This is a genomic window from Neobacillus mesonae (assembly GCF_001636315.1).
Classification (GTDB): Bacteria; Bacillota; Bacilli; order Bacillales; family Cytobacillaceae; genus Neobacillus; species Neobacillus mesonae.
The window spans coordinates 4,298,742-4,318,956 of the sequence record NZ_KV440949.1; the positions used below are offsets into that span (position 1 = coordinate 4,298,742).

The following is a 20,215-nucleotide window of genomic DNA, read 5'->3' on the forward strand; positions in this document are numbered from 1 at the left end:
ATAAAAGAGGAAAAAAGACTTAGTGAAAAGAATATATGTAATTGGAATACTATTCGTATTCCGAACTAAAAGTCGAATGGAGGATTAGTTATGACAAATGAATCGGCTGTAAAGTCACTACCGGCACGAAGTGAACTTCCCGCCCAGGATACTTGGAAATTAGAGGATATTTTTGCTAACGATGAAGAATGGGAAAAAGAATTTCAAGCAGTAAAAGGTCTAATCCCGGGAATTAAGGAATATGAAGGGAAACTCGGTGAAAGCGCAGATACATTTTATAAGGCGTTACAGTGTGAAGACCAGCTGCTTGAGCGTATTGGCAAGCTATATACATATTCACATATGAGATATGACCAGGATACCACCAATTCCTTTTACCAAGGCTTAGATGACCGGATGAAAAATCTTTATTCGCAGGCTGCCAGCGCGTTAGCCTTTATCGTTCCGGAAATACTCTCGATTGATGAAAGTAAGGTTTCCAGCTTTTTGAATGAAAAGCCGGAATTAAAGCTTTATGAGCATGCTCTTGAGGAAATTAATCTCCAGCGGCCGCATGTCTTAAGTGCTGAGCAGGAAGCACTTCTAGCGGAAGCAGTCGAAGTAATGGATGCCTCCAGCAACACGTTTGGGATGCTCAATAATGCGGATTTGGAGTTTCCCTCCATAAAGGATGAAAACGGTGAAGAGGTGGAAATTACCCACGGACGTTATATCCGCTTCCTGGAAAGTAGTGATCAACGGGTCCGTCATGATGCCTTTAAAGCTGTTTATCAAACATATGGAAAGTTTAAAAACACGTTTTCAAGTACTTTAAGCGGCAATGTTAAAAAGAATAATTTCAATGCAAGAGTACGGAAATACGACTCAGCCAGACATGCAGCACTATCGGCGAATAATATTCCAGAAAGCGTCTATGACAACCTTGTAAATGCGGTTAATGAAAACCTGCATTTACTGCACCGCTATGTGAAGCTGCGGAAAAAAGTTTTAGGGTTAAACGAATTGCATATGTACGATTTATACACACCGCTGGTAAAAGACGTAAAGATGGAAATTAAGTATGAAGAAGCAAAAGATTTGGTCCTTAAAGGCCTGGTTCCATTAGGAGAAGAATATGCAAAGGTTCTACAAGAAGGGTTTGAAAACCGCTGGGTAGATGTTCATGAAAATAAAGGAAAGCGCAGCGGGGCGTATTCTTCAGGGGCTTTCGGCACCAACCCATATATCTTAATGAACTGGCAGGATAATGTTAATAATTTATTTACACTTGCACATGAATTCGGCCACTCAGTTCATAGCTACTATACACGAAAATCACAGCCATATCCGTATGGAAATTATTCCATATTTGTTGCGGAAGTTGCTTCAACTTGCAATGAAGCTTTGCTAAATGATTACTTATTAAAAACAATAGATGACGAGCAGAAGCGGATTTATCTTTTAAACCATTATTTAGAAGGCTTCCGCGGCACGGTGTTCCGTCAAACTATGTTTGCTGAATTTGAACATTTAATTCATCAAAAAGCCCAAAACAACGAAGCGTTAACAGCTGACTCGTTAACAGAAATTTATTATGAGTTAAATAAAAAGTACTTCGGTGAAGAGGATATTGTAATTGATGAGGAAATCGGCTTGGAATGGGCACGAATTCCGCATTTCTATTACAATTATTATGTATACCAATATGCTACAGGCTTTAGTGCAGCCACTGCATTAAGCAAGCAAATCTTGGAAGAAGGCGAACCGGCAGTCAAACGCTATATAGACTTTCTAAGTGCCGGAAGCTCAGATTATCCGATTGAAGTTCTGAAAAAAGCAGGCGTGGATATGACCAGCGCCGACCCAGTTAAAAATGCATTGAAGGTGTTTGAAGAAAAACTTGGGGAATTGGAACAATTATTAGTACATCAATAATGCAAAAGGCTGGTACCCGCGGCGGCACCAGCCTTTCCTTGTAGGAAATGGTGTTGATTAAGTTTATTGGCGATAAAAACTCAGGTGGAAAGGGGGGAAAGTGTTTCTAATGAGGGTTATTGGCGACAAAACACTGTTGGAAAAGGGGCTAAGTGTTTCTAATGAAGGCTATTAGCGACAAAACTCGAGGAAAAATAAGGCGAAGTGTATCCAATGAGGACTATTGGCGACAAAACTCTGTTGGAAAAGGAGCGAAGTGTATCCAATGAAGGCTGTTGGCGACAAAACTCTGTTGGAAAAGGTGCGAAGTGTATCCAATGAAGGCTATTGGCGACAAAACTCTGTTGGAAAAGAGGCAAAGTGTTACCAATCGTGGCTATAGGCGACAAAACTCGAGGAGCAAGAGAGTAAAGTGTATCCAATGAGGGCTATAGGCGACAAAACTCGAGGAAAAATAAGGGGAAGTGTATCCAATGAAGGCTATTGGAAACAAATCTTAGGAAGAAAAGGGAAAAATGTTTCCAATGAAGCACAAAAAATAACCATTTGGAAAATGGTTATTTCTTCATAGGTAAATTCAGTATTTACACGTAATAAGTCCACTGACCATAACCAATAGCTTTGAAATGTCTCTTTAAAATTCTTGTAATCCGAATTTGACTCGTAATTACTTGACACCATTCTTGAACAACATTAGTAGTAATTTTTTTATCAGGAAAAAGCAATATAAGTTCTCTTACACTTCGAATGACAGCAGATTCGATATCTTCTTCAGAACCACAATCATAGCAAAATATTTTTCTACCATTAACCCCAATTGAAAATGACAGGCATGCTTTACATGTAAATCCCTTTTTCGATTGCTCATAATTATATTTTGGTAAATCCGTATAAGGGTTATCGGTTTGATGCAATGAAGATAATAGTTTAGCTATATCAAAGGCTCTGCTATTTAAATTCCTGGATGAAGTGCTTAATTTTTTTAATAAATAATCAAGTTGGGTAGGATAAATGATCGGTTGGTTCTTAGGTGCTTGATATAAAGTAAATGCTGGATTAATAAAAACAACCCATGACTCTATCGGGTTATTGTAGCCGTTTTTATGAAGCAATTGACTTACTAGGGATTCAGCTCGATTTAACTGGTGCAGTGGATTTTGAATTTTGCTTCCGTTCATTGTATAGAAATTGTCTGATTCGTAATAAAAGTCCCCTTCATAATTTTTTATTTCAAAGAGATAAGTAATTTCTTTAATCATGAACGAAACTATTTGAAAAGTGGAATTATTACTTTTAAGTAATAAATCGTTCAATATTAGCGATTCGCATTGAAGTTTTTCGATAAGCGTATCGAACATTACCTCTCCTTCAAAGCCTTTCTGAAGATTTAACAAATGCTGTTTGTCCGTTTCATTTAAAATCGTTCTTCTGTTTAAGGATCTTAAAATTTTTATCGTATCTGATTCAGTCCTATGCTTAAAGAACATACTAAGCTCCCCAATCATTTTTCGACTTCTGCGCCTATTAGTTCACCTGGATTTGCGTGCAATACCTTATTTAGAACAAGCGCCCCAATAAGCTATTAATTACATTTTAAATAAAAAATCGTTGTTTTTTGATTATAGTAATGAACATTTTGTTAACATTCAAAATTTTTCGGGAACCCTTCTTTTACAAATCTACAAAGTATCTAGAATTAGTGGGTATTGCAAAAAAACTAGAGAGAAAATGAGCAAAATGTTTCCAATCCGGGTTATTACCGACAAAACTCGAGGAGTAAGAGAGTAAAGTGTTTCCAATGAGGGCTATAGGCGACAAAACTCAAGGAGAAAAAAGGTGAAGTGTTTCCAATGAATGTTATTGGCGACAAAACTCAAGGAGAAAAAGGGAAAAGTGTATCCAATGAAAGCTATTGACGCCTAAACTTAAGTTCAATAAGGATGGGATGCTTCAAAATAATACAATGCAATCAGACAAAGAGAATACAATCACTATTTGCACCGTTGGCAAATAGTGATTACGAAGCAACTTTTAAAAACCCCTAAACCTTTTTCGGTTATTAAAGTGGAGCAATATGAATACTATCGATAGAAATAATAATGGTATGCTAATAAATAAAGAAAAAATCTTCATAATAGCAAGTATATGAAGAAAAAAGGCAATGACAAAAAAGAGGAGCATCATGATATAAGGTAACTTCTTCAATGCTTGTATGCCACCTTTAAAATCGGATTCACATACTATATGTGTATTGTCCATTTCGTGAATTTATGACTTTTTGACAATTATGTGAAATATAGCACAAACTTATTGTTCCAAATGTGCCTCCATGCTATATTTAAGACGTGAAGTTGATCACCAACAAACATATACCCCTTTGTTTGACCGTGAAAAATTTCTCCCATCCCCTTTGTTCGTATCTATAGAAAATACCTTGCAGACAATTTACTGCAAGGTATTTTTTTGACTGATAAAAAAATATGCCGGACTGCAGCCGACATTTATTTTCCTTCAATATACCTCCAAAATGTACCGTATTTTGCAGGAACCTGTTCTACCATTTGCTTCAATAGGAGCTTTTTCATTTCTTTTTCAATTTGCGAAATCGGCATATTATAAACGACTGCAATTTCTTTTGACGCCACAAACTTAAAGAACTTCAAAAACGCTTCAAGCGGCGGCGGCGGGGACTTGACTGGTTTGATGGTAAGCATCTCCTCCAAAATTTGCACGTATACCTCATAAGGATAAGTGCCGGTAATCTTGATTCCTTCATCCTCAACATTTTCATTAAAGAAAACAAGGGTCGGAATTTCGGTTACATCCATTTCAGAAGTGATTTGTAAGTCACATTGAAAGGCCTTCGCAGCGCTTTCCGAATGCATATCATTAATGAATTCTCCAACGTCAAGCCCGGCACTTATCGCACATTCCTGAAGCACCGCTAAATCAGAAATATTCTGCTTTTCTAAAAATACAACTTCCTGCATCCTTCGCAGGAAGCGGATCCCGGCACGCCTGCCTTGTAGTTCTGCCGCTTTCAGCGCTAGCGAAACGTTGTAGGGAGCGTCGACGGGATTTTCCAGCCAAAGACTGCCGTCACAGGACATTCCTGATCTGCTTGCAGTTTTTTCCCAAACCTTCGCGATATTTTCGTAATTTTTTTTGCTGCTAAGGTTTAAATTTGCGAGTCTTCCACTTAGAACATGTTTTATCGAAAAGTACCGTCCGTATTCAATCCGCAGCTTTTTAATGATTGGCTCCAGCGCCCAGCACTCAGGGCATAACGGGTCGATAAACATATATATTTCAATCGGCTTTTTATCATGGCCATAACAGTTTTTCTTTGAGCCAGGATACCAAGAGCTATTCACGAAAGTCACCATCAATTTCTTCACCCGAATCCGGGGTATTAATCATATGTTGGGCTGTTAAATATAAACGGGAATAGAAATCATCCCTTATCGGTCCAGTCATTCCAACCTTGTCCATCGCCTGATTCATACATGAAAGCCATGCCCTTGCCCTAGTGGGTGTGACCGGATGGGGCATGTGTCTAGCACGCAGCATTGGATGACCATGTTCATCTGTATAAAGCGGTGGTCCGCCTAAATATTGTGTTAAAAATTGCTTCTGCTTTCGAGCAGTTTCGGTTAAATCCTTCGGGAATATGGGAGCAAGATCAGGATGTTGTGCAACAAGGCCATAAAAAGTGTCGATAAGACGATGAAGAGTTTCCTCACCGAGACGATCGAATGGTGTCATATTGTCCTCGATCATGTTGACAACTCCTTTTAGTTTCATTGTATGTTTATTGTAGCAATGCCTTTTTCATATCACAAATTAATTGCTTGAAATGCAAATTAAATCATTTCATCAGTTATTAATGTGTACAATGTGATGGGTTTTAGTAGAATCACAACCTAAAAAAAGTAAGCTATAATAATGAAACAGGTTATTTACTGCTGCTTTGTACATATTTTTCCTGATAAAAACGACGAATTTTATTCATTGTCTTACGCTCTGGAATCCTATTGTCCTGGAGCAGTTTTATGAAAGCATCTTTCCCCGTTTGATAATCCTTAACCTCATACTCCAATTCATAATCCTCTTTATTCAAATAAAGGCTGTGGTCAAGGACTAGCAGCCCAATTTCATATTTCATCTCTACGCGTTTGGTAACAAGTGATCCGAAGTATTGAATAGCAGTAAAAGAGATTCCTTTCTCTTCAAGTATATTTTTAATTTTACCCGACGGCAGTCTGCCAAATTGAATTGCTTCGGCAGCTTCATCTTTATTTATTTGTTGATTGGTTTCCAACAGACCAATCGAGGCAGGCTGTTTTAAAGTCATTTCAAACTGATCTTTTTTTCTTCGTATTCTTAGTGCAGACTCGATATTTTTTAAAGCAAACTCCGGCGTATCGAAGTAATGGTTTTCTTGTATAAAAATTTGCTTTTCATCAATGCGAAAGGTGTGCAGCAGCTTTTCATACTCTTGTTTTGTCAGCATATTTTTGAATTCAATTTCTAGATTTTCCGTCATTAATCTTCAAACCTTTCGTTAAAGTTTCCTTTTGTGTCACCGCAACTCTTGGGTGAATGGTCCCCGTTATGCTAAAATAAGGGTGTTAAAGAATGGGGGGAAAAAGATGAAGCAAAGAATAACAGTCTCAAAAGCAAGTATAACCGAAACAAAGCTTCAATTAGAAGTTTCTGAAACGCTCACTGGTTTAATTCCTACAGGACAAATACTCGTGGATTCTGACCAATACTCCTTCATCTATTTAATGGAGGCCGAAGAGGATTATACATATATCGTTTTACCAGAACTAACATGGTCTGTTTTAAAAAGTGGTTTAGATCAGTCATTGCCTGTATCGCTAATAGGACCTGACCAAGAAGTAGAATTAGTCCAATTTTATGATGAATTAGACTATATCATTAGCAATATTAAAGGCAATAGCAATTACGGGAAAGAAATGGTCGTAAAGGTAGAAGAAATTTTTTAGATAGACATCGAGGTGGATTCAATGAAGCATTGGGACCAATTTTTAGCCCCATATAAACAAGCGATAGATGAACTGAAAGTTAAATTAAGGGGCATGAGAGGGCAATTTGATCTGGACTCGGACCATTCACCAATTGAGTTTGTAACCGGCCGGGTCAAACCAATCGCCAGTATTCTTGATAAGGCAAATCAAAAAGGAATTCCACTTGATAAATTAGAAGAGGAAATACAGGATATCGCGGGCCTTCGAATTATGTGCCAGTTCGTGGAGGATATCCATCTGGTTGTTAGATTATTAAGAAATCGTAATGATTTTGAAATTCTCGAGGAAAGGGATTATATCTCTCATAAAAAAACTAGCGGCTACCGCTCATACCATGTCGTCATTCAGTATCCCGTCCAAACCATTCACGGGGAAAAGAAAATTCTTGCGGAAATTCAAATCAGAACGCTCGCAATGAATTTCTGGGCGACAATTGAACATTCTCTTAACTATAAGTATAAAGGTTTGTTTCCTTCCGATATTCAAATGCGGCTGCAGCGGGCAGCGGAGGCAGCCTTCCGACTTGACGAGGAAATGTCATTAATTCGTGGGGAAATCAAAGAGGCCCAGGCTTTTTTTACTCGAAAAAAAGAATTAAAGCAGCAAGAGAAAAGCTAGTCAATCGTTTTGGACTATTTTCAAATGAGGAGAATATGAAATGAGATTTGCGATTACGTCAAAAGGAGATCAGAAATCGAATATTTTGATGCATAAGATTAGGACGTATCTACTCGACTTTGATCTCATTTACGATGAGGACCAGCCGGACATTGTTATTTCCATTGGCGGTGATGGCACGCTGTTATATGCATTTCATCGCTATAGCAGCCGTTTAAGCAAAACGGCATTCGTTGGAATTCATACCGGGCATCTAGGGTTTTACGCTGACTGGATTCCCGACGAAATTGAAAAGCTTGTTATTGCCATTGCGAAAACCCCTTATCAAGTGGTGGAATATCCGCTGCTTGAGGTTATTATCCGTTATTCGCATGCCGGTAAAGAAGCAAGGTATTTAGCTTTAAACGAGTCAACCGTTAAAAGTATTGATGGGACACTTGTCATGGACGTGGAAATCCGCGGGCAGCATTTTGAACGTTTCCGCGGCGACGGTCTATGTGTCTCCACACCTTCAGGTAGTACTGCATATAATAAGGCTCTTGGCGGGGCAATTATTCATCCGTCAATTTCCGCAATTCAGATTGCCGAAATGGCCTCAATTAACAATCGAGTGTTTAGAACAGTGGGTTCCCCGCTGATACTTCCAGCGCATCATACATGTTTGTTGAAACCAGTCAATCGCTCTGATTTTCAGATCACGATTGATCACTTAACGCTGCTCCATAAGGACGTGAAGTCGATTCAGTTTAGAGTTCCGGAGGAAAAAATCCGCTTTGCCCGTTTCCGACCGTTTCCATTCTGGAAGAGAGTACATGATTCCTTTATCTCTGATTAAGCAGCAGCAGGGGGGAATTCAATGTCATCACAGTTTCAACTGAACTGGGTTATGGATGATAGTAATGCAGGGCTGTTAATTAAGGATTTCTTGAAAAATGAAGAAATTTCTCGGACGGCATTAACGGATATTAAATTTAAGGGCGGCAGCATCCTTGTCAATGGGGAAGCGGTGAATGTAAGGTATAAACTGCAGACAGGTGACGAACTAACCGTCATTTTTCCGCCAGAAACACCAAGTGAAGGGGCAAAGGGTGAAGATGTGCCGCTTTCGATCTTGTTTGAAGATGAGTTTATTCTTGTGGTAAATAAGCCTGCCGAGATGAATACGATTCCTTCCAGAGAGCATCCTTCTGGAAGTTTAGCGAATGCCCTTGTCGGTTATTATGACAAATTAGGCTTTTGTGCGGCACCGCATATTGTCACAAGACTGGACCGGAATACATCAGGAATAGTTCTTGTGGCAAAGCATCGCCATGTCCATCACTTATTTAGTTTAATGCAGCGAAAAGGCCTGGTTCATAGAACATATGAGGCCTTCGCCAGCGGTGTGATTCTTGAAACAAGCGGGACGATAACGGCGCCGATTGGCAGGAAAGGGGACAGCATAATTGAGCGAGAGGTGAGGGATGATGGTCAATATGCTTGTACACATTATCGAGCATTACAAAGACATCATTCCTTTACCCGCGTTGAACTTAGGCTTGAGACCGGCCGAACGCACCAGATTCGAGTCCATATGGCCTTTCTTGGACATCCTTTGGTCGGTGATGATTTATATGGTGGTCCCATTTCCACTGTAATTCAAAGACAGGCACTTCATTGTAAAAAAATAAATTTCATACACCCATTTCTACGGGAGGAAATGACTTTCACTGCGTCATTGCCTTCCGATATGGAAAAGTTTTTAGAGGCTGACGTGTAATGTGTTCAGCCTATTTTTTATATTTTCTTAATCAAATCGTTTAAATTTTTCTTCGATGTATGGCATAGTAGAAGGAACAGAAATTAGTTCCTTTTCTGGATACCTTAATGCCGTCAGTTTTCCGCCAAAAACTGAACCAGTGTCAATGTTATACGTATTGTTAATAATCCGCGGTTCCTTTACCGGGGTATGGCCGTAGACAATACAAGCTGGTCCATCATAGTTTTTAGCCCAATCCCTTCTAACAGGGGAACCATCAGGGTGTTTTTCTCCGGTAATGTCTCCGTATAGGACAAACGTTTTTACCTTTGCATGCTGCTTTCCGATCAAGTCCTGTTTTATTCCTGCGTGCGCGATAATAAGCTTTCGATCATCCAAAACAGCATAAAGCGGAGCATTTTCATATAGCTGGATAAATTTTTTACGAATGGACTGCTGATCTACTTTATATAATGATTCATATTCTGCGACTGTTGTTTCTAGTCCATGAGTAACTTGGACCTTGTTGCCGAGAAAATAACGATATAGCTTATTGCAATGATTTCCTGGTGTATAAACGGCCTTTTTCCATTCGATTACTAATTTCCAGACAACATCAACCACCTTAAGGGATTCTGGCCCCCGGTCTGTTAAGTCACCAACAAAACCTAAAATCCTATTTTCTGAATGGAGAGGAATGCCGCTTTCCCAATCGTAACCAAGCTTAAGAGTAAGTTCGTGTAATTCCTGAAAACATCCGTGAATATCACCGATGATATCAATTTTCATAAATGATCACCTTTTATCTAAATTTATTACAATAATTCTCATTCAAAGGAGGAGGAAGAAAAATGGAGCAGAATGTTTCCGTCATTTCATTGCTTATTGTGGTCACAATGGCATTTTTAACACCAATAATTTTACATCGTTTGAAATTAAATTTTATTCCTGTTGTTGTTGCAGAAATTATTATGGGATTAATTATTGGGAAGAGCGGTTTTGATATCGTGCATGAAGATATGTGGCTATCCACATTATCAACTCTTGGCTTTATTTTCTTAATGTTTTTAAGCGGATTAGAAATTGACTTTACCGCCTTTACGGGAAGTAAGAAACGCGAAATTCTGCCGAACGGGAAAAAGGAACCGAATTCATTTGCTGTTTCATCCATTATTTTCGCTGGAATCTTTGTGCTTTCATTAGGTTTATCCTACTTATTTGTACTAGCAGGCTTTATTGAAAATGCCTTTTTAATGACACTGATTATATCCACCATTTCATTAGGTGTCGTTGTACCGACTTTGAAGGAAGCACACCTAATGAAGACGGTGATTGGACAGATTATTTTATTAATAGCTGTAATCGCTGATCTAGTGACAATGATATTATTAGCTGTTTTTGTATCCATTTATGAACCGCAGCATGAAAATACCTGGCTGTTATTGGTTTTATTTGCGGCCGGGATCGTTCTGTATTTTGTCGGCAAACGGTTTAAAAACCGTACCTTCGTTGAATCACTGTCAACCGGAACCGTGCAAATTGGCACGAGAGCGGTTTTTACGTTAATCATCGTGTTAGTTGGTTTATCCGAAACAGTTGGTGCAGAAAATATTTTAGGTGCCTTCCTGGCTGGGGTTTTAGTCTCCTTATTATCACCGAATCAAGAGCTGGTGCATAAGCTTGACTCATTCGGCTATGGCTTTTTAATTCCGATTTTCTTTGTGATGGTAGGGGTAGAGCTTGATATTTGGTCATTATTAAGTGAAAAAAAACTGCTAATGTTAATTCCCCTCTTGCTCATCGGATTATTAGTTTCGAAGATTATACCAGTGTACCTTCTGAAGATTTGGTATGACATGAAGACAGTTATCTCATCGGCATTTTTGTTAACCTCGACATTATCATTGGTCATTGCCGCTGCTACAATTGGGGAGCGTATTGGGGTTATTACAGAACAAATGAAAGGGACATTAATCTTGGTGGCCGTGATCACCTCGATTTTGACCCCAATCGTTTTTAAAAAGCTGTTCCCGAAAGAGGTGCTGGCAAATAGAAAAATTCCGGTTGCTTTCCTAGGGGCTAATCAAATCACCCTGCCTATTTCAAGAGAATTAAAATCTGGTTTATATGATCCAATTCTTTATCATCCGAAAATGGAAAAAGCAGAAAAGCAGGTTTCCAATTCGCTATTTGAAATCGAAGAGATCCCTGATTACTCGTTAGAATCAATTGAAAACACAAAGGTTTATCAGTCGGAGGTTGTTGTCATTTCTACCGGTGAAGAAGAGTTGAACGCGAAATTGGCAATTGCTGCGAAAGAAAAGGGTGTGCCGAGGGTCATTGTTAGAATTGAAAGCCCTGATTTAGAGCAGTCATTAAGGGAACATAATGTCGAAGTATTTTCTTCTTTCATGTCGACGAAAGCCTTGCTTCGGGCACTGATTGAGTCGCCAAATGTCATTAATATTCTAACAAACCAAGAGACCGGCCTTTATGAGATTGTGATGAAGAATGAACATTTTGAAGGGATGTCGCTGCGTAAATTCCCGTTTACAGGAGATGTCATCATCGTCCGGATATTCCGCGGCAAGGACTCGATCGTTCCGCATGGAGATACTGAACTCGAGATGTATGACCGTTTAATTGTAACAGGTACAAAAGAATACGTAGATGAACTGAAACGAGAATTGGAATTTGCCGAGGGTACGAAAAGTTTTTATTAAATTATACAGTACTTTTCATTTTTCAAGAATTGGTGTAAAATTAGTACCAAGTACTAATATCAGTTGATAACCTAGGAGGACTTTTTGAAATGAATTTTTCATTAGCTGGAAAAACATTTATCGTAATGGGAGTTGCAAATAAACGCAGTATTGCCTGGGGGATTGCCCGCTCGCTTCATAATGCCGGCGCCCGCCTTGTTTTCACATATGCAGGTGAAAGGCTTGAGAGCAGCGTTCGTGAACTGGCTGATTCTTTAGAAGCAGAAGGTACTCTTGTTCTTCCTTGTGATGTAACAAGTGATGAAGACATCGCAAACTGTTTTGCACAAATTAAAGAAGCCGTTGGAACAATTCACGGTGTAGCGCATTGCATTGCGTTTGCTAAAACGGAAGAGCTAAAAGGCGAGTATTTAAATACTACAAGAGACGGCTTCCTGCTTGCGCATAATATCAGTTCATATTCGTTAACAGCTGTTGCCAAGGAAGCACGCGGCCTAATGACAGAAGGCGGCAGCATTGTTACCTTGACATATCTTGGCGGTGAGCGTGCGATTAAGAATTACAATGTAATGGGTGTGGCGAAGGCTTCACTTGATGCAAGTGTCCGCTATTTAGCAGCTGACCTTGGAAAAGATGGAATTCGCGTAAACTCCATCTCTGCCGGTCCAATCAGAACATTGTCTGCAAAAGTTATTGGTGAATTCAATACAATCTTAAAAGACATTGAAGAAAATGCACCGCTTAGAAGAACAACTACGCCTGAAGAGGTTGGCGATGCTGCTGTATTCTTATTCAGCAACATGTCTCGCGGTATTACCGGTGAAAATATTCACGTTGATTCAGGATATCATATTTTGTAAGTTAAAAAGCCCGCACTTGCGGGCTTTTTTGCATGGAGAAGGGGAATTAGTCGTTAACCCGAATAGGCCTTTTGCATACATATAAAGTGTAGGAAGACGCAACTGGAGGTGATGTCAATGTCAAAAAGGAAAACGAAGGGGCCTCTGCTTTTTATTAATCAAACTTATAAACGCCCTTCATTCAATAATAATATGCAGGAAGTTTATACTATTAAGCCGGAAATAGAAGATGCAGTTGAAGAAATCAAAGCAGGTTCAGAAAAGAAGATCAATGCAGCGTCAAAAGCAGGAAGTTTCCGAGAACCTATACCGATTGAAATAAACAAGATGAATATTCGTCCAGCGGTTGAGGATACGGAAACAGAAACAAAGCCTAAAGCTTCTATCAATTCCACATTAAAGAGGGTAAAACCATTTAATGAAATGGATATTAGAGAGCGAATTGACTATTTGCTCAATATTCCAAAAGTACTTCCGCCAGTCCCATGTGTTTTTTACACCACTAACCAGAATTATCAAGGTTATCTCCTAAATCATGATGAAAACCAGATCACCATTCAATTTCATAATAAAACAACGAAAACGATATCGGTCGATGAAATAAAAAATATCATCATGATTGGGTTGAAAAGGTAAAAAAGAAATGGCCAGCCGTTTTTAACGACTGGCCATTTGATTAGTGACAAATTCCTAAATCTACATCAGCGATACATTGGATGGCACAGAAGCAGCTTAAGTCCACTGTTACGCAATCGTTTGTAGCTTGAAAGGCTGTTACTTCACAAACTGCCGAAAGATTAATGCAGCATCCAGAATCACCCTTGGTAGAATTAGAAACCAGATTTATTGGAACAAAGGCACCCGTAGAGTTTGTAGTTCCAGGTGCTAATACGCGAAGTGTGGCACAGCAGTTATCAAAAACTTCTTCTACGCGGAAATAGATGGATACGCAAGTAGGATTGTTGTTTTCGAAAAAGAATGCATTAAATGGAGTTCCATCTGCCGTTTTTAGAACAAACACCCTTGTATCTGCTTGTGTTGTTGTAGGTGATACTAGCGAACCAAGCGGCTCGTTGAAGCAGCTGGTACATGGCTGGCATTCTTCAGCAGCAACGGCTTGTTGGAGATCATTAATCGCGCGGACTACTTGGCATACACAGTTTCCACTGCTAAATTCGTGGTGAGATTTTCCACAACCCATTTATTTTTCCTCCTTAACCCGTAATATATCTTACATTACTAACATATTTCACGACAGCCATTTGGGTTACGGACAATTGCCTTATTTAGCAAAATTAGGCGGATTCAATACATTAGGCAAAGTTTAACAGGAAGGACGTTTCAAATGGAGAATATCACATTTTTGCAGCTGTTGACCTTGGCATTAGCCAGCTTCAGGCTGACAAGATTATTGGTGTTTGACAAAATAACTGAATTCATCAGAACCCCATTTTTTGATGAAATTGAAGAGGAAAATGAAGCAGGTGAACAGGAAATTTATTATATCCCCAAACAATCAGGGATAAAACGATTCTTCGGAGAACTTCTAAGCTGCTATTGGTGCACGGGGATTTGGGCGGCTATATTTATTGTGGGATTTTATCTATTTTTTCCAGTATATTCAGGCCCGATTATTTTGATTTTAGCAGTAGCCGGAATGGCGTCATTAATTGAAACAATTATTCAACAAATTATCTAAAAATGATGATTTTTGCCTCAGACAAGACTCTCACTCCTTTCATATGCTAACAAGAGAAAATAATCGGTAAATTTGAAGGGGAGAAGAGCATGAAGAAGAAAAAAACAGGTACAAAAACAGTAAAGGTTAATCAATCATCTAATTTAGCCAAGAAAAAAGGCTGCGGCTGTGGGAAAAAGACAAGTAAATAAAAATGTAACTGCTGGAGATTCTCTGGCAGTTTTTTATTTTTGATACCAGTTTAGTCATAATTTTAACCAATGTCGAAAAAACTATATGGTACTGATAGTCGATTTTATCGAAAAGGGGAAGGAATATCTATGCTCACGATTCGTCATTTATTGTTATTTGCATGCTTGCTGCTGCTTACCTCCTGCAATCAAAATCAAGATGCGAAGGATAGCCAATTAGCCCTTATGAAAACAACTAACCCTGGACCGGTGGTGACAGATCATCACAACCTAAACTTAGGGGAAAATGTAAAAAATGATGTAAGTTCATTGTCGGAGCTATATGACGTGGCTGTTGTAAAAGGCGAAAAAAATATCCTTGTTGTTTACAAGGTGAAACATATGCAGCGCTTTCGGATGAAAAAAATTGAGAAAAACGTAACTAAAATGCTGGAAAAAAAGTATCCGGATGAGAAATTTACAGTATCGAGCGATTATAAAATTTTTCTTGAAGCAGTCAGACTGGAGGAAAAAATAAAGTCCGGTAAATTCTCAGAACAAAGAGCAGAAAAACGTTTAAAGGAAATAGTCAAAATGACGGAAGCTAGGACGTAGGAAAGGAAGAAGAAGATGGCAAGCAAACAAAAGAAAATGACGCCGCAGCAGCAAAATTATCAACAGCTTCAGCAAAAGCATGAAATTAAAAGACCTATTCTTAAAAATTGTATCAAGGCTTTTTTTGTTGGCGGACTGTTTTGTGTTGTTGGTCAAGCTGTTAGTTATTTCTACATTTACTTTTTTAATTTTACCGAGCAGAGTGTTGGTAACCCGACGGTTGCTACAATGGTGTTTTTTTCCATGCTATTAACAGGTTTTGGTGTTTATGACCGAATTGGCCAATTTGCCGGAGCAGGAAGTGCGGTGCCTGTTACTGGATTTGGAAATGCGGTTATCTCTGCATGTATTGAACATAGAACAGAGGGTTTTGTCCTCGGAGTTGGCGGAAATATGTTCAAACTTGCCGGCTCGGTGATTCTATTTGGGGTATTTTCAGCATTTGTTGTTGCATTGATTAAGACGTTACTGAAAATCTGGGGGGTATTGTAATTGTTAAAGGGACATCAATCATGGGTCTTTGACAACCGGCCTATGATCACAGCAACGGGTGTAACGGGAGGTCCATTTGAAGCAAATGGAAAACTGGCCAATGAATTTGACCTCCTGTTTGAAGATCTATGGATTGGACAAGACTCCTATGAAAAGGCCCATAGGGTATTAATTGAAGAAGCGGCAAAAATTGCGTTAAAAAAGGGAAACATTCAAAAAGAACAGGTGCAGTTTATGTTTGCCGGGGATTTAATTAATCAAATTACACCAACTAATTTTGCCGCACGGACATTGCAGATTCCGTATTTCGGTCTATTTGGTGCTTGTTCAACATCAATGGAAGGTTTGGCGCTGGCATCCTTTGTTATCAATTGCAAAGGCGCAAACTATGTTTTAACCGGTGCAGCCAGTCATAATGCTGCAGCTGAACGGCAGTTCCGATATCCGACAGAATATGGGGGTCAAAAGCCGCCGACTGCTCAATGGACAGTAACAGGATCTGGCATGGCTCTCCTTCAGCCAAATGATCCGGAACAACATTTGCCAGTCACAACTTCGGCGACAATTGGAAAAGTAATTGATATGGGCTTAACGGATCCGTTTAATATGGGAGGGGCAATGGCACCGGCAGCAGCAGATACAATTATGGCTCATTTTCGCGACTTACAATTAGATCCATCTTATTATGATTTGATTATTACCGGAGATCTTGGTCGAATTGGTCATGATACAGCATTTGAACTGATTAACAAAAGCGGTCTGGCATTACAGCGGAAACAATTCCAAGATTGCGGCTTACTTATTTATAAAGAAGACCAGCCGGTGAGTGCCGGCGCAAGCGGTGCTGCTTGTTCAGCTACTGTTCTTTATGGTCATTTACTAAATGAAATGAAAAAGGGGACTTATAAGCGAATATTAGTTGTAGCAACAGGGGCATTATTATCCCCACTCAGCTTTCAGCAAAATGAGTCCATACCATGTACTGCACATGCTGTTGCTATCGAAATGAATCATTAATAGGGGGGATCTCTTTGTTTGCAATGTTTTTTTGGGCATTTGTTATTGGCGGTCTAATTTGCGTTATTGGTCAGCTCTTATTTGATGTGGCAAAATTAACACCGGGGCATACATTAAGTTTACTCGTTGTAGTTGGTTCAGTTTTGGATGGTTTTGGGTTATATGAGCCGCTAATTGATTTTGCCGGAGCGGGAGCGACTATTCCAATCACAAGCTTTGGAAATTCATTAGTACATGGTGCACTTCAGGAAACTGATAAGCATGGATTGATTGGTGTATTAACGGGAATGTTTGAAGTAACTAGTTCAGGAATTTCCGCCGCCATTGTGTTTGGTTTCATTGGCGCTCTAATATTTAAGCCTAAAGGATAAATGCTCATTTTTTATTCTATTGTTTGATATGCTTGCCCGTGCCTATACACATCGTTTAGTGATTTCATATGTTATTAATGAGATTACTAAAGTGAGGTGACTCTATTATGTGCTTCGGTGGATATGGCGGCTACGGATATGGTGGTGGCTTTGGTTACGGCGGTACTTTCGTGTTAATCGTTGTATTGTTTATCCTATTAATTATTGTCGGCGCAAGCTGGTATTAATTAATCTTCATGGGGTAGATTTAGAAAGGGTTGTCCAAAAGGGGCTGCCCTTTCTTTGTTCAAGATTCACCAAATTTCACTTTCTTCATAAAATAAAGTAGTTTATGAAGGAGTGTGAGTTTTGAACATGGATAATGGTTTCTTTAAGAATATAGAAAAGAAAACCGGCGTGAATATGAAGGATGTTTTTGAATTAGCCAATTCCTTACAACATGCAAATTTTAGGGACGAAAAAACGGTCCGCGGTGTTATTAAAAAAGTTTCACGACTTGCGAATAAACCAGTCAGTAAAGACCTGGAGGATCAAATCGTCAAAACAATCATCAATGATGGCAGTAAGCTGAACTTTGATACAATTTCAAAAATGATCAATAAAAAATAATCAAAAAGGCCGTTTTCCTTATTGGAAATTGGCCTTTTTGCGTGGGGTGAGCAAGGGTCTCAAAAATCTCGTGCGAGCGGCATTTTTTCCACGGCGATTGTCCGGAACGGAAATGAAGAGCTCATTTTGTGCCCGCGTCATTGCAACGTAAAAAAGTCTTCTTTCTTCCTCAAGCGGGGAAAAATCCCCATTCCTTGAGCTTTCTAATGCATGGTCATGCGGAAGGCTGCCGTCAACCGCTCCTAGAAGATAAACGGTTTTATATTCCAGGCCCTTTGCCCGGTGAATCGTACTAAGGGAAATGGCTTCAGTAAAATGTTTACTTAATTTTTTTATTTCTTTATTCATTGCTGACATATGCTCAGCATGTGCTATTAATGCATCGATAGTATTAAAGCTTTTTGCAGCAGTCTTTAAATCCTTTAGATCATCTGAGCCTTTTTCTAATTGATTTGATTCACTGCCGCGCTTTTTTAAATAATCGAGAAAGCCTATCTCTTTCTCAATTTTTTCAATGGCTTGAACAGGTGTTAATGTTTTAAGGCTTTGAATAATGGGAACCGTCTTTTTTAATTTCTTTTCCTGAAACGCATGAGTGGTATTCAAGAGTGATAACGTCTCAAGGAAACTGCAATCTTTGAGGATACTTAGCGCTTTGATTTCTTTTAACATCGTCTGTTTTATAAATAATATCGGCAATATATCTGACAGGCTTTCGGAATCATCCTCATTTAAGCTGAGCTTAAGAAAGGACAAGGCAGATCTTACTATATAGCGGTCATAAAATGAATCTGCGTCCTGGTCAATGATAAACGGCAGGTTTGAACTGGCTAATCGCTCGAATACTGCTCTAGAGGCTGCATTTGTCCGATAAAGAATCGCAAAATCAGATGGACTTGCCCCGTTTAAGATCCTCTCCTGTAGATCAGTCACAATCATCGTAGCTTCTTCCTCTTCATCATATGGAAAAAATAGAAGCGGCGGGCTGCTGTTTGAAAATTGTGCCTTCATTTGTTTCGGCCTTCTTGTTTTATTGGAAGCAATCATTTGATTGGCAGCTGCCACAATCTCATGCGCAGATCGATAATTTTGCTCAAGTGTAATCACCTTCGCTGACGGAAAATCTTTTTCAAAATCTAGTAAATAACTCGGGTCACTGCCCCTAAACGAATAAATGGCTTGATCATCATCACCGACAGCGCAAACATTTTGATTTTTACCGGATAATAGTTTCATTAGTTCATATTGTACTTTATTAATATCCTGAAACTCGTCAATTAAAAAATAATGAAAACGTTGTTGATAATAATCAAGAATCTCAGGAGAATTGCGCAACAGCTGATAACAGCCAAGCAGCATGTCATCGAAATCAAACAAGGTGTTTTGGCGCTTGTATTCCTCATATTTTTTATATAAAAATAAGGCATTTTTGTCCCAATCAGTTAAAGGTTTAACATCCTGTGGCATGATTAATGAGTTTTTCCAATATCCTATTTGCTGGAGTGCCGCATCATAGGCAAATTCCTTTTCTGATAAACCTAGCTCTTTACCTGCTTCCTTTAAGATCTTGTCGCGCTGCCATTCTTTCTTCAGCAGCTTGTCATTTGCCCAATTTCCGGAATCATGAAACATCAGAATCCGGTAAAAGATGCTGTGAAATGTGCCGGTAACAAGCCGCTGAATCTGGTCTCGTTTCATTTCAGGATAGGATAGCAGGCGATTCTTCATTTCAGAAGCAGCTTTCGAGGTAAAGGTAACGAGCATGATGGAACGCGGGTCAATTTGTTTAACCTTTAGCAAATAGGCTGTTCGTGCCGTTAATACCCTCGTTTTGCCGCTTCCGGCCCCAGCAAGTACAAGTAATGAACCTTCTGTCTGCGTAACAGACGCTGCTTGGTTTTCATCAAGTGTTACCCCGTTTTCAGCCAAAAGCTGAAGATAGGGAGAGTTAAATGGAAGTGTAACAGTACTGGTGCCCCTATTAAAGGTAACGGATGATTCAATTTTATTGGCATGTTTGAAAAGGTTGACCACAGTTGCTGCTCCAGAAATCGTTCTTCCTTTTGGAATTTGAAAACCGTCTCTCTCTATGTAGTGATCGCTAACTTGAGCCGGTGCAGGTCCAGGACATTTTTTTTCGAGAGCGTTGATATGATAGAAATGGGGCTCATGTTGAATACCTAGGTATAGCTGGACTGTTTCTTTACAGCTGGGACAATGCAATTGGCCGCTTTTTCCGAGTGTATATATTTTTTGGAATTCTTCTCGATTTAATTGTTCAAGTGAAATGGTCTGATTTCCGTAAATGGCTGTTTTCATATTAAATACCTCTTTT

At 39.2% G+C, this 20,215-nt stretch carries 22 protein-coding genes; 15 read left to right on the forward strand and 7 right to left on the reverse strand.

Going from position 1 to position 20,215, the window contains the following annotated elements; genetic code table 11:
* The first annotated feature begins 90 nt into the window (after positions 1–90).
* Positions 91–1,914 carry an oligoendopeptidase F gene (gene pepF, locus A6749_RS20105; protein ID WP_066395084.1) on the forward strand — a complete coding sequence of 608 codons (1,824 nt, stop codon included), beginning with the start codon at positions 91–93 and terminating at the stop codon, positions 1,912–1,914.
* Between the two features lie 584 nt (positions 1,915–2,498).
* On the opposite strand, the gene A6749_RS20110 is transcribed toward pepF, so the two are convergent.
* From A6749_RS20110 to A6749_RS20125, 4 genes are all read right to left on the reverse strand, one after another.
* A complete protein-coding gene (locus tag A6749_RS20110) occupies positions 2,499–3,401 on the reverse strand; it encodes a nuclease-related domain-containing protein (protein ID WP_066395085.1) in 903 nt (300 codons plus the stop codon).
* Positions 3,402–4,415: 1,014 nt separating this feature from the next.
* Positions 4,416–5,300, reverse strand: coding sequence for a ClpXP adapter SpxH family protein (locus A6749_RS20115; protein ID WP_066395087.1), 885 nt, complete (start codon positions 5,298–5,300; stop codon positions 4,416–4,418).
* Positions 5,281–5,694 carry a globin domain-containing protein gene (locus tag A6749_RS20120; protein WP_066395088.1) on the reverse strand — a complete coding sequence of 138 codons (414 nt, stop codon included), beginning with the start codon at positions 5,692–5,694 and terminating at the stop codon, positions 5,281–5,283. The genes A6749_RS20115 and A6749_RS20120 overlap by 20 nt, the downstream gene beginning before the upstream one ends.
* Positions 5,695–5,869: 175 nt before the next feature.
* Entirely contained in the window at positions 5,870–6,460 is a 591-nt protein-coding gene (locus A6749_RS20125; RefSeq protein WP_066395091.1) for a CYTH domain-containing protein, read from the reverse strand.
* A gap of 106 nt (positions 6,461–6,566) precedes the next feature.
* Between A6749_RS20125 and A6749_RS20130 the strand changes: the two genes are divergently transcribed.
* Genes A6749_RS20130 through A6749_RS20145 form a run of 4 tightly spaced genes read left to right on the forward strand, consistent with a single transcriptional unit; the run spans position 6,567 to position 9,345 of the window.
* Positions 6,567–6,926, forward strand: a complete 360-nt coding sequence (locus A6749_RS20130; RefSeq protein ID WP_066395098.1) for a UPF0738 family protein — start codon at positions 6,567–6,569, stop codon at positions 6,924–6,926.
* Positions 6,927–6,947: 21 nt separating this feature from the next.
* Positions 6,948–7,586 (forward strand): GTP diphosphokinase, encoded by a 639-nt coding sequence (locus A6749_RS20135; protein ID WP_066395100.1) that lies wholly within the window; start codon positions 6,948–6,950, stop codon positions 7,584–7,586.
* Positions 7,587–7,626: 40 nt separating this feature from the next.
* A complete protein-coding gene (locus A6749_RS20140) occupies positions 7,627–8,421 on the forward strand; it encodes an NAD kinase (protein ID WP_066395102.1) in 795 nt (264 codons plus the stop codon).
* 21 nt (positions 8,422–8,442) lie between these two features.
* Positions 8,443–9,345, forward strand: coding sequence for an RluA family pseudouridine synthase (locus A6749_RS20145; protein ID WP_066395107.1), 903 nt, complete (start codon positions 8,443–8,445; stop codon positions 9,343–9,345).
* 27 nt (positions 9,346–9,372) lie between these two features.
* Here A6749_RS20145 and prpE read toward each other — a convergent pair whose 3' ends face one another.
* Positions 9,373–10,113, reverse strand: coding sequence for a bis(5'-nucleosyl)-tetraphosphatase PrpE (gene prpE / locus A6749_RS20150; RefSeq protein ID WP_066395110.1), 741 nt, complete (start codon positions 10,111–10,113; stop codon positions 9,373–9,375).
* A 62-nt stretch (positions 10,114–10,175) separates the two neighbouring features.
* On the opposite strand from prpE, the gene A6749_RS20155 reads away from it, so the two are divergent.
* The 3 genes from A6749_RS20155 to A6749_RS20165 all read left to right on the forward strand — a co-directional run bounded on the left by A6749_RS20155 (position 10,176) and on the right by A6749_RS20165 (position 13,543).
* A complete protein-coding gene (locus A6749_RS20155) occupies positions 10,176–12,047 on the forward strand; it encodes a monovalent cation:proton antiporter family protein (protein WP_066395120.1) in 1,872 nt (623 codons plus the stop codon).
* A gap of 89 nt (positions 12,048–12,136) precedes the next feature.
* Positions 12,137–12,907 (forward strand): enoyl-ACP reductase FabI, encoded by a 771-nt coding sequence (fabI, locus tag A6749_RS20160; RefSeq protein WP_066395127.1) that lies wholly within the window; start codon positions 12,137–12,139, stop codon positions 12,905–12,907.
* 117 nt (positions 12,908–13,024) lie between these two features.
* Positions 13,025–13,543, forward strand: a complete 519-nt coding sequence (locus tag A6749_RS20165) for a CotO family spore coat protein (protein WP_066395132.1) — start codon at positions 13,025–13,027, stop codon at positions 13,541–13,543.
* 40 nt (positions 13,544–13,583) lie between these two features.
* Here A6749_RS20165 and A6749_RS20170 read toward each other — a convergent pair whose 3' ends face one another.
* On the reverse strand, positions 13,584–14,108 hold the full coding sequence (locus A6749_RS20170; RefSeq protein ID WP_066395134.1) for a CotY/CotZ family spore coat protein: 525 nt from the start codon (positions 14,106–14,108) through the stop codon (positions 13,584–13,586).
* Positions 14,109–14,252: 144 nt separating this feature from the next.
* On the opposite strand from A6749_RS20170, the gene A6749_RS20175 reads away from it, so the two are divergent.
* The 7 genes from A6749_RS20175 (at position 14,253) to A6749_RS20200 (ending at position 17,880) form a co-directional block, all read left to right on the forward strand.
* Positions 14,253–14,606, forward strand: a complete 354-nt coding sequence (locus tag A6749_RS20175; RefSeq protein ID WP_066395136.1) for a DUF1360 domain-containing protein — start codon at positions 14,253–14,255, stop codon at positions 14,604–14,606.
* Between the two features lie 320 nt (positions 14,607–14,926).
* The gene (locus A6749_RS20180) at positions 14,927–15,391 is read left to right on the forward strand and encodes a YhcN/YlaJ family sporulation lipoprotein (RefSeq protein ID WP_153043042.1); all 465 of its coding nucleotides are present in this window, start codon (positions 14,927–14,929) and stop codon (positions 15,389–15,391) included.
* A 15-nt stretch (positions 15,392–15,406) separates the two neighbouring features.
* Positions 15,407–15,883: a stage V sporulation protein AC gene (gene spoVAC, locus A6749_RS20185; protein ID WP_066395145.1), complete on the forward strand. Its 477-nt coding sequence runs from the start codon at positions 15,407–15,409 to the stop codon at positions 15,881–15,883.
* Positions 15,884–16,900, forward strand: coding sequence for a stage V sporulation protein AD (gene spoVAD / locus A6749_RS20190; protein ID WP_066395151.1), 1,017 nt, complete (start codon positions 15,884–15,886; stop codon positions 16,898–16,900). It begins immediately after the preceding gene.
* A 14-nt stretch (positions 16,901–16,914) separates the two neighbouring features.
* A complete protein-coding gene (spoVAE, locus tag A6749_RS20195) occupies positions 16,915–17,271 on the forward strand; it encodes a stage V sporulation protein AE (protein ID WP_066395154.1) in 357 nt (118 codons plus the stop codon).
* A 107-nt stretch (positions 17,272–17,378) separates the two neighbouring features.
* On the forward strand, positions 17,379–17,498 hold the full coding sequence (locus A6749_RS27810; RefSeq protein ID WP_084797914.1) for a YjcZ family sporulation protein: 120 nt from the start codon (positions 17,379–17,381) through the stop codon (positions 17,496–17,498).
* Between the two features lie 127 nt (positions 17,499–17,625).
* Positions 17,626–17,880, forward strand: coding sequence for a sporulation-specific transcription regulator SpoVIF (locus A6749_RS20200; RefSeq protein WP_066401067.1), 255 nt, complete (start codon positions 17,626–17,628; stop codon positions 17,878–17,880).
* A gap of 18 nt (positions 17,881–17,898) precedes the next feature.
* On the opposite strand, the gene A6749_RS20205 is transcribed toward A6749_RS20200, so the two are convergent.
* Complete coding sequence (locus A6749_RS20205; RefSeq protein WP_066395161.1) at positions 17,899–20,199, reverse strand: UvrD-helicase domain-containing protein; 2,301 nt, start codon at positions 20,197–20,199, stop codon at positions 17,899–17,901.
* Positions 20,200–20,215: the final 16 nt, after the last annotated feature.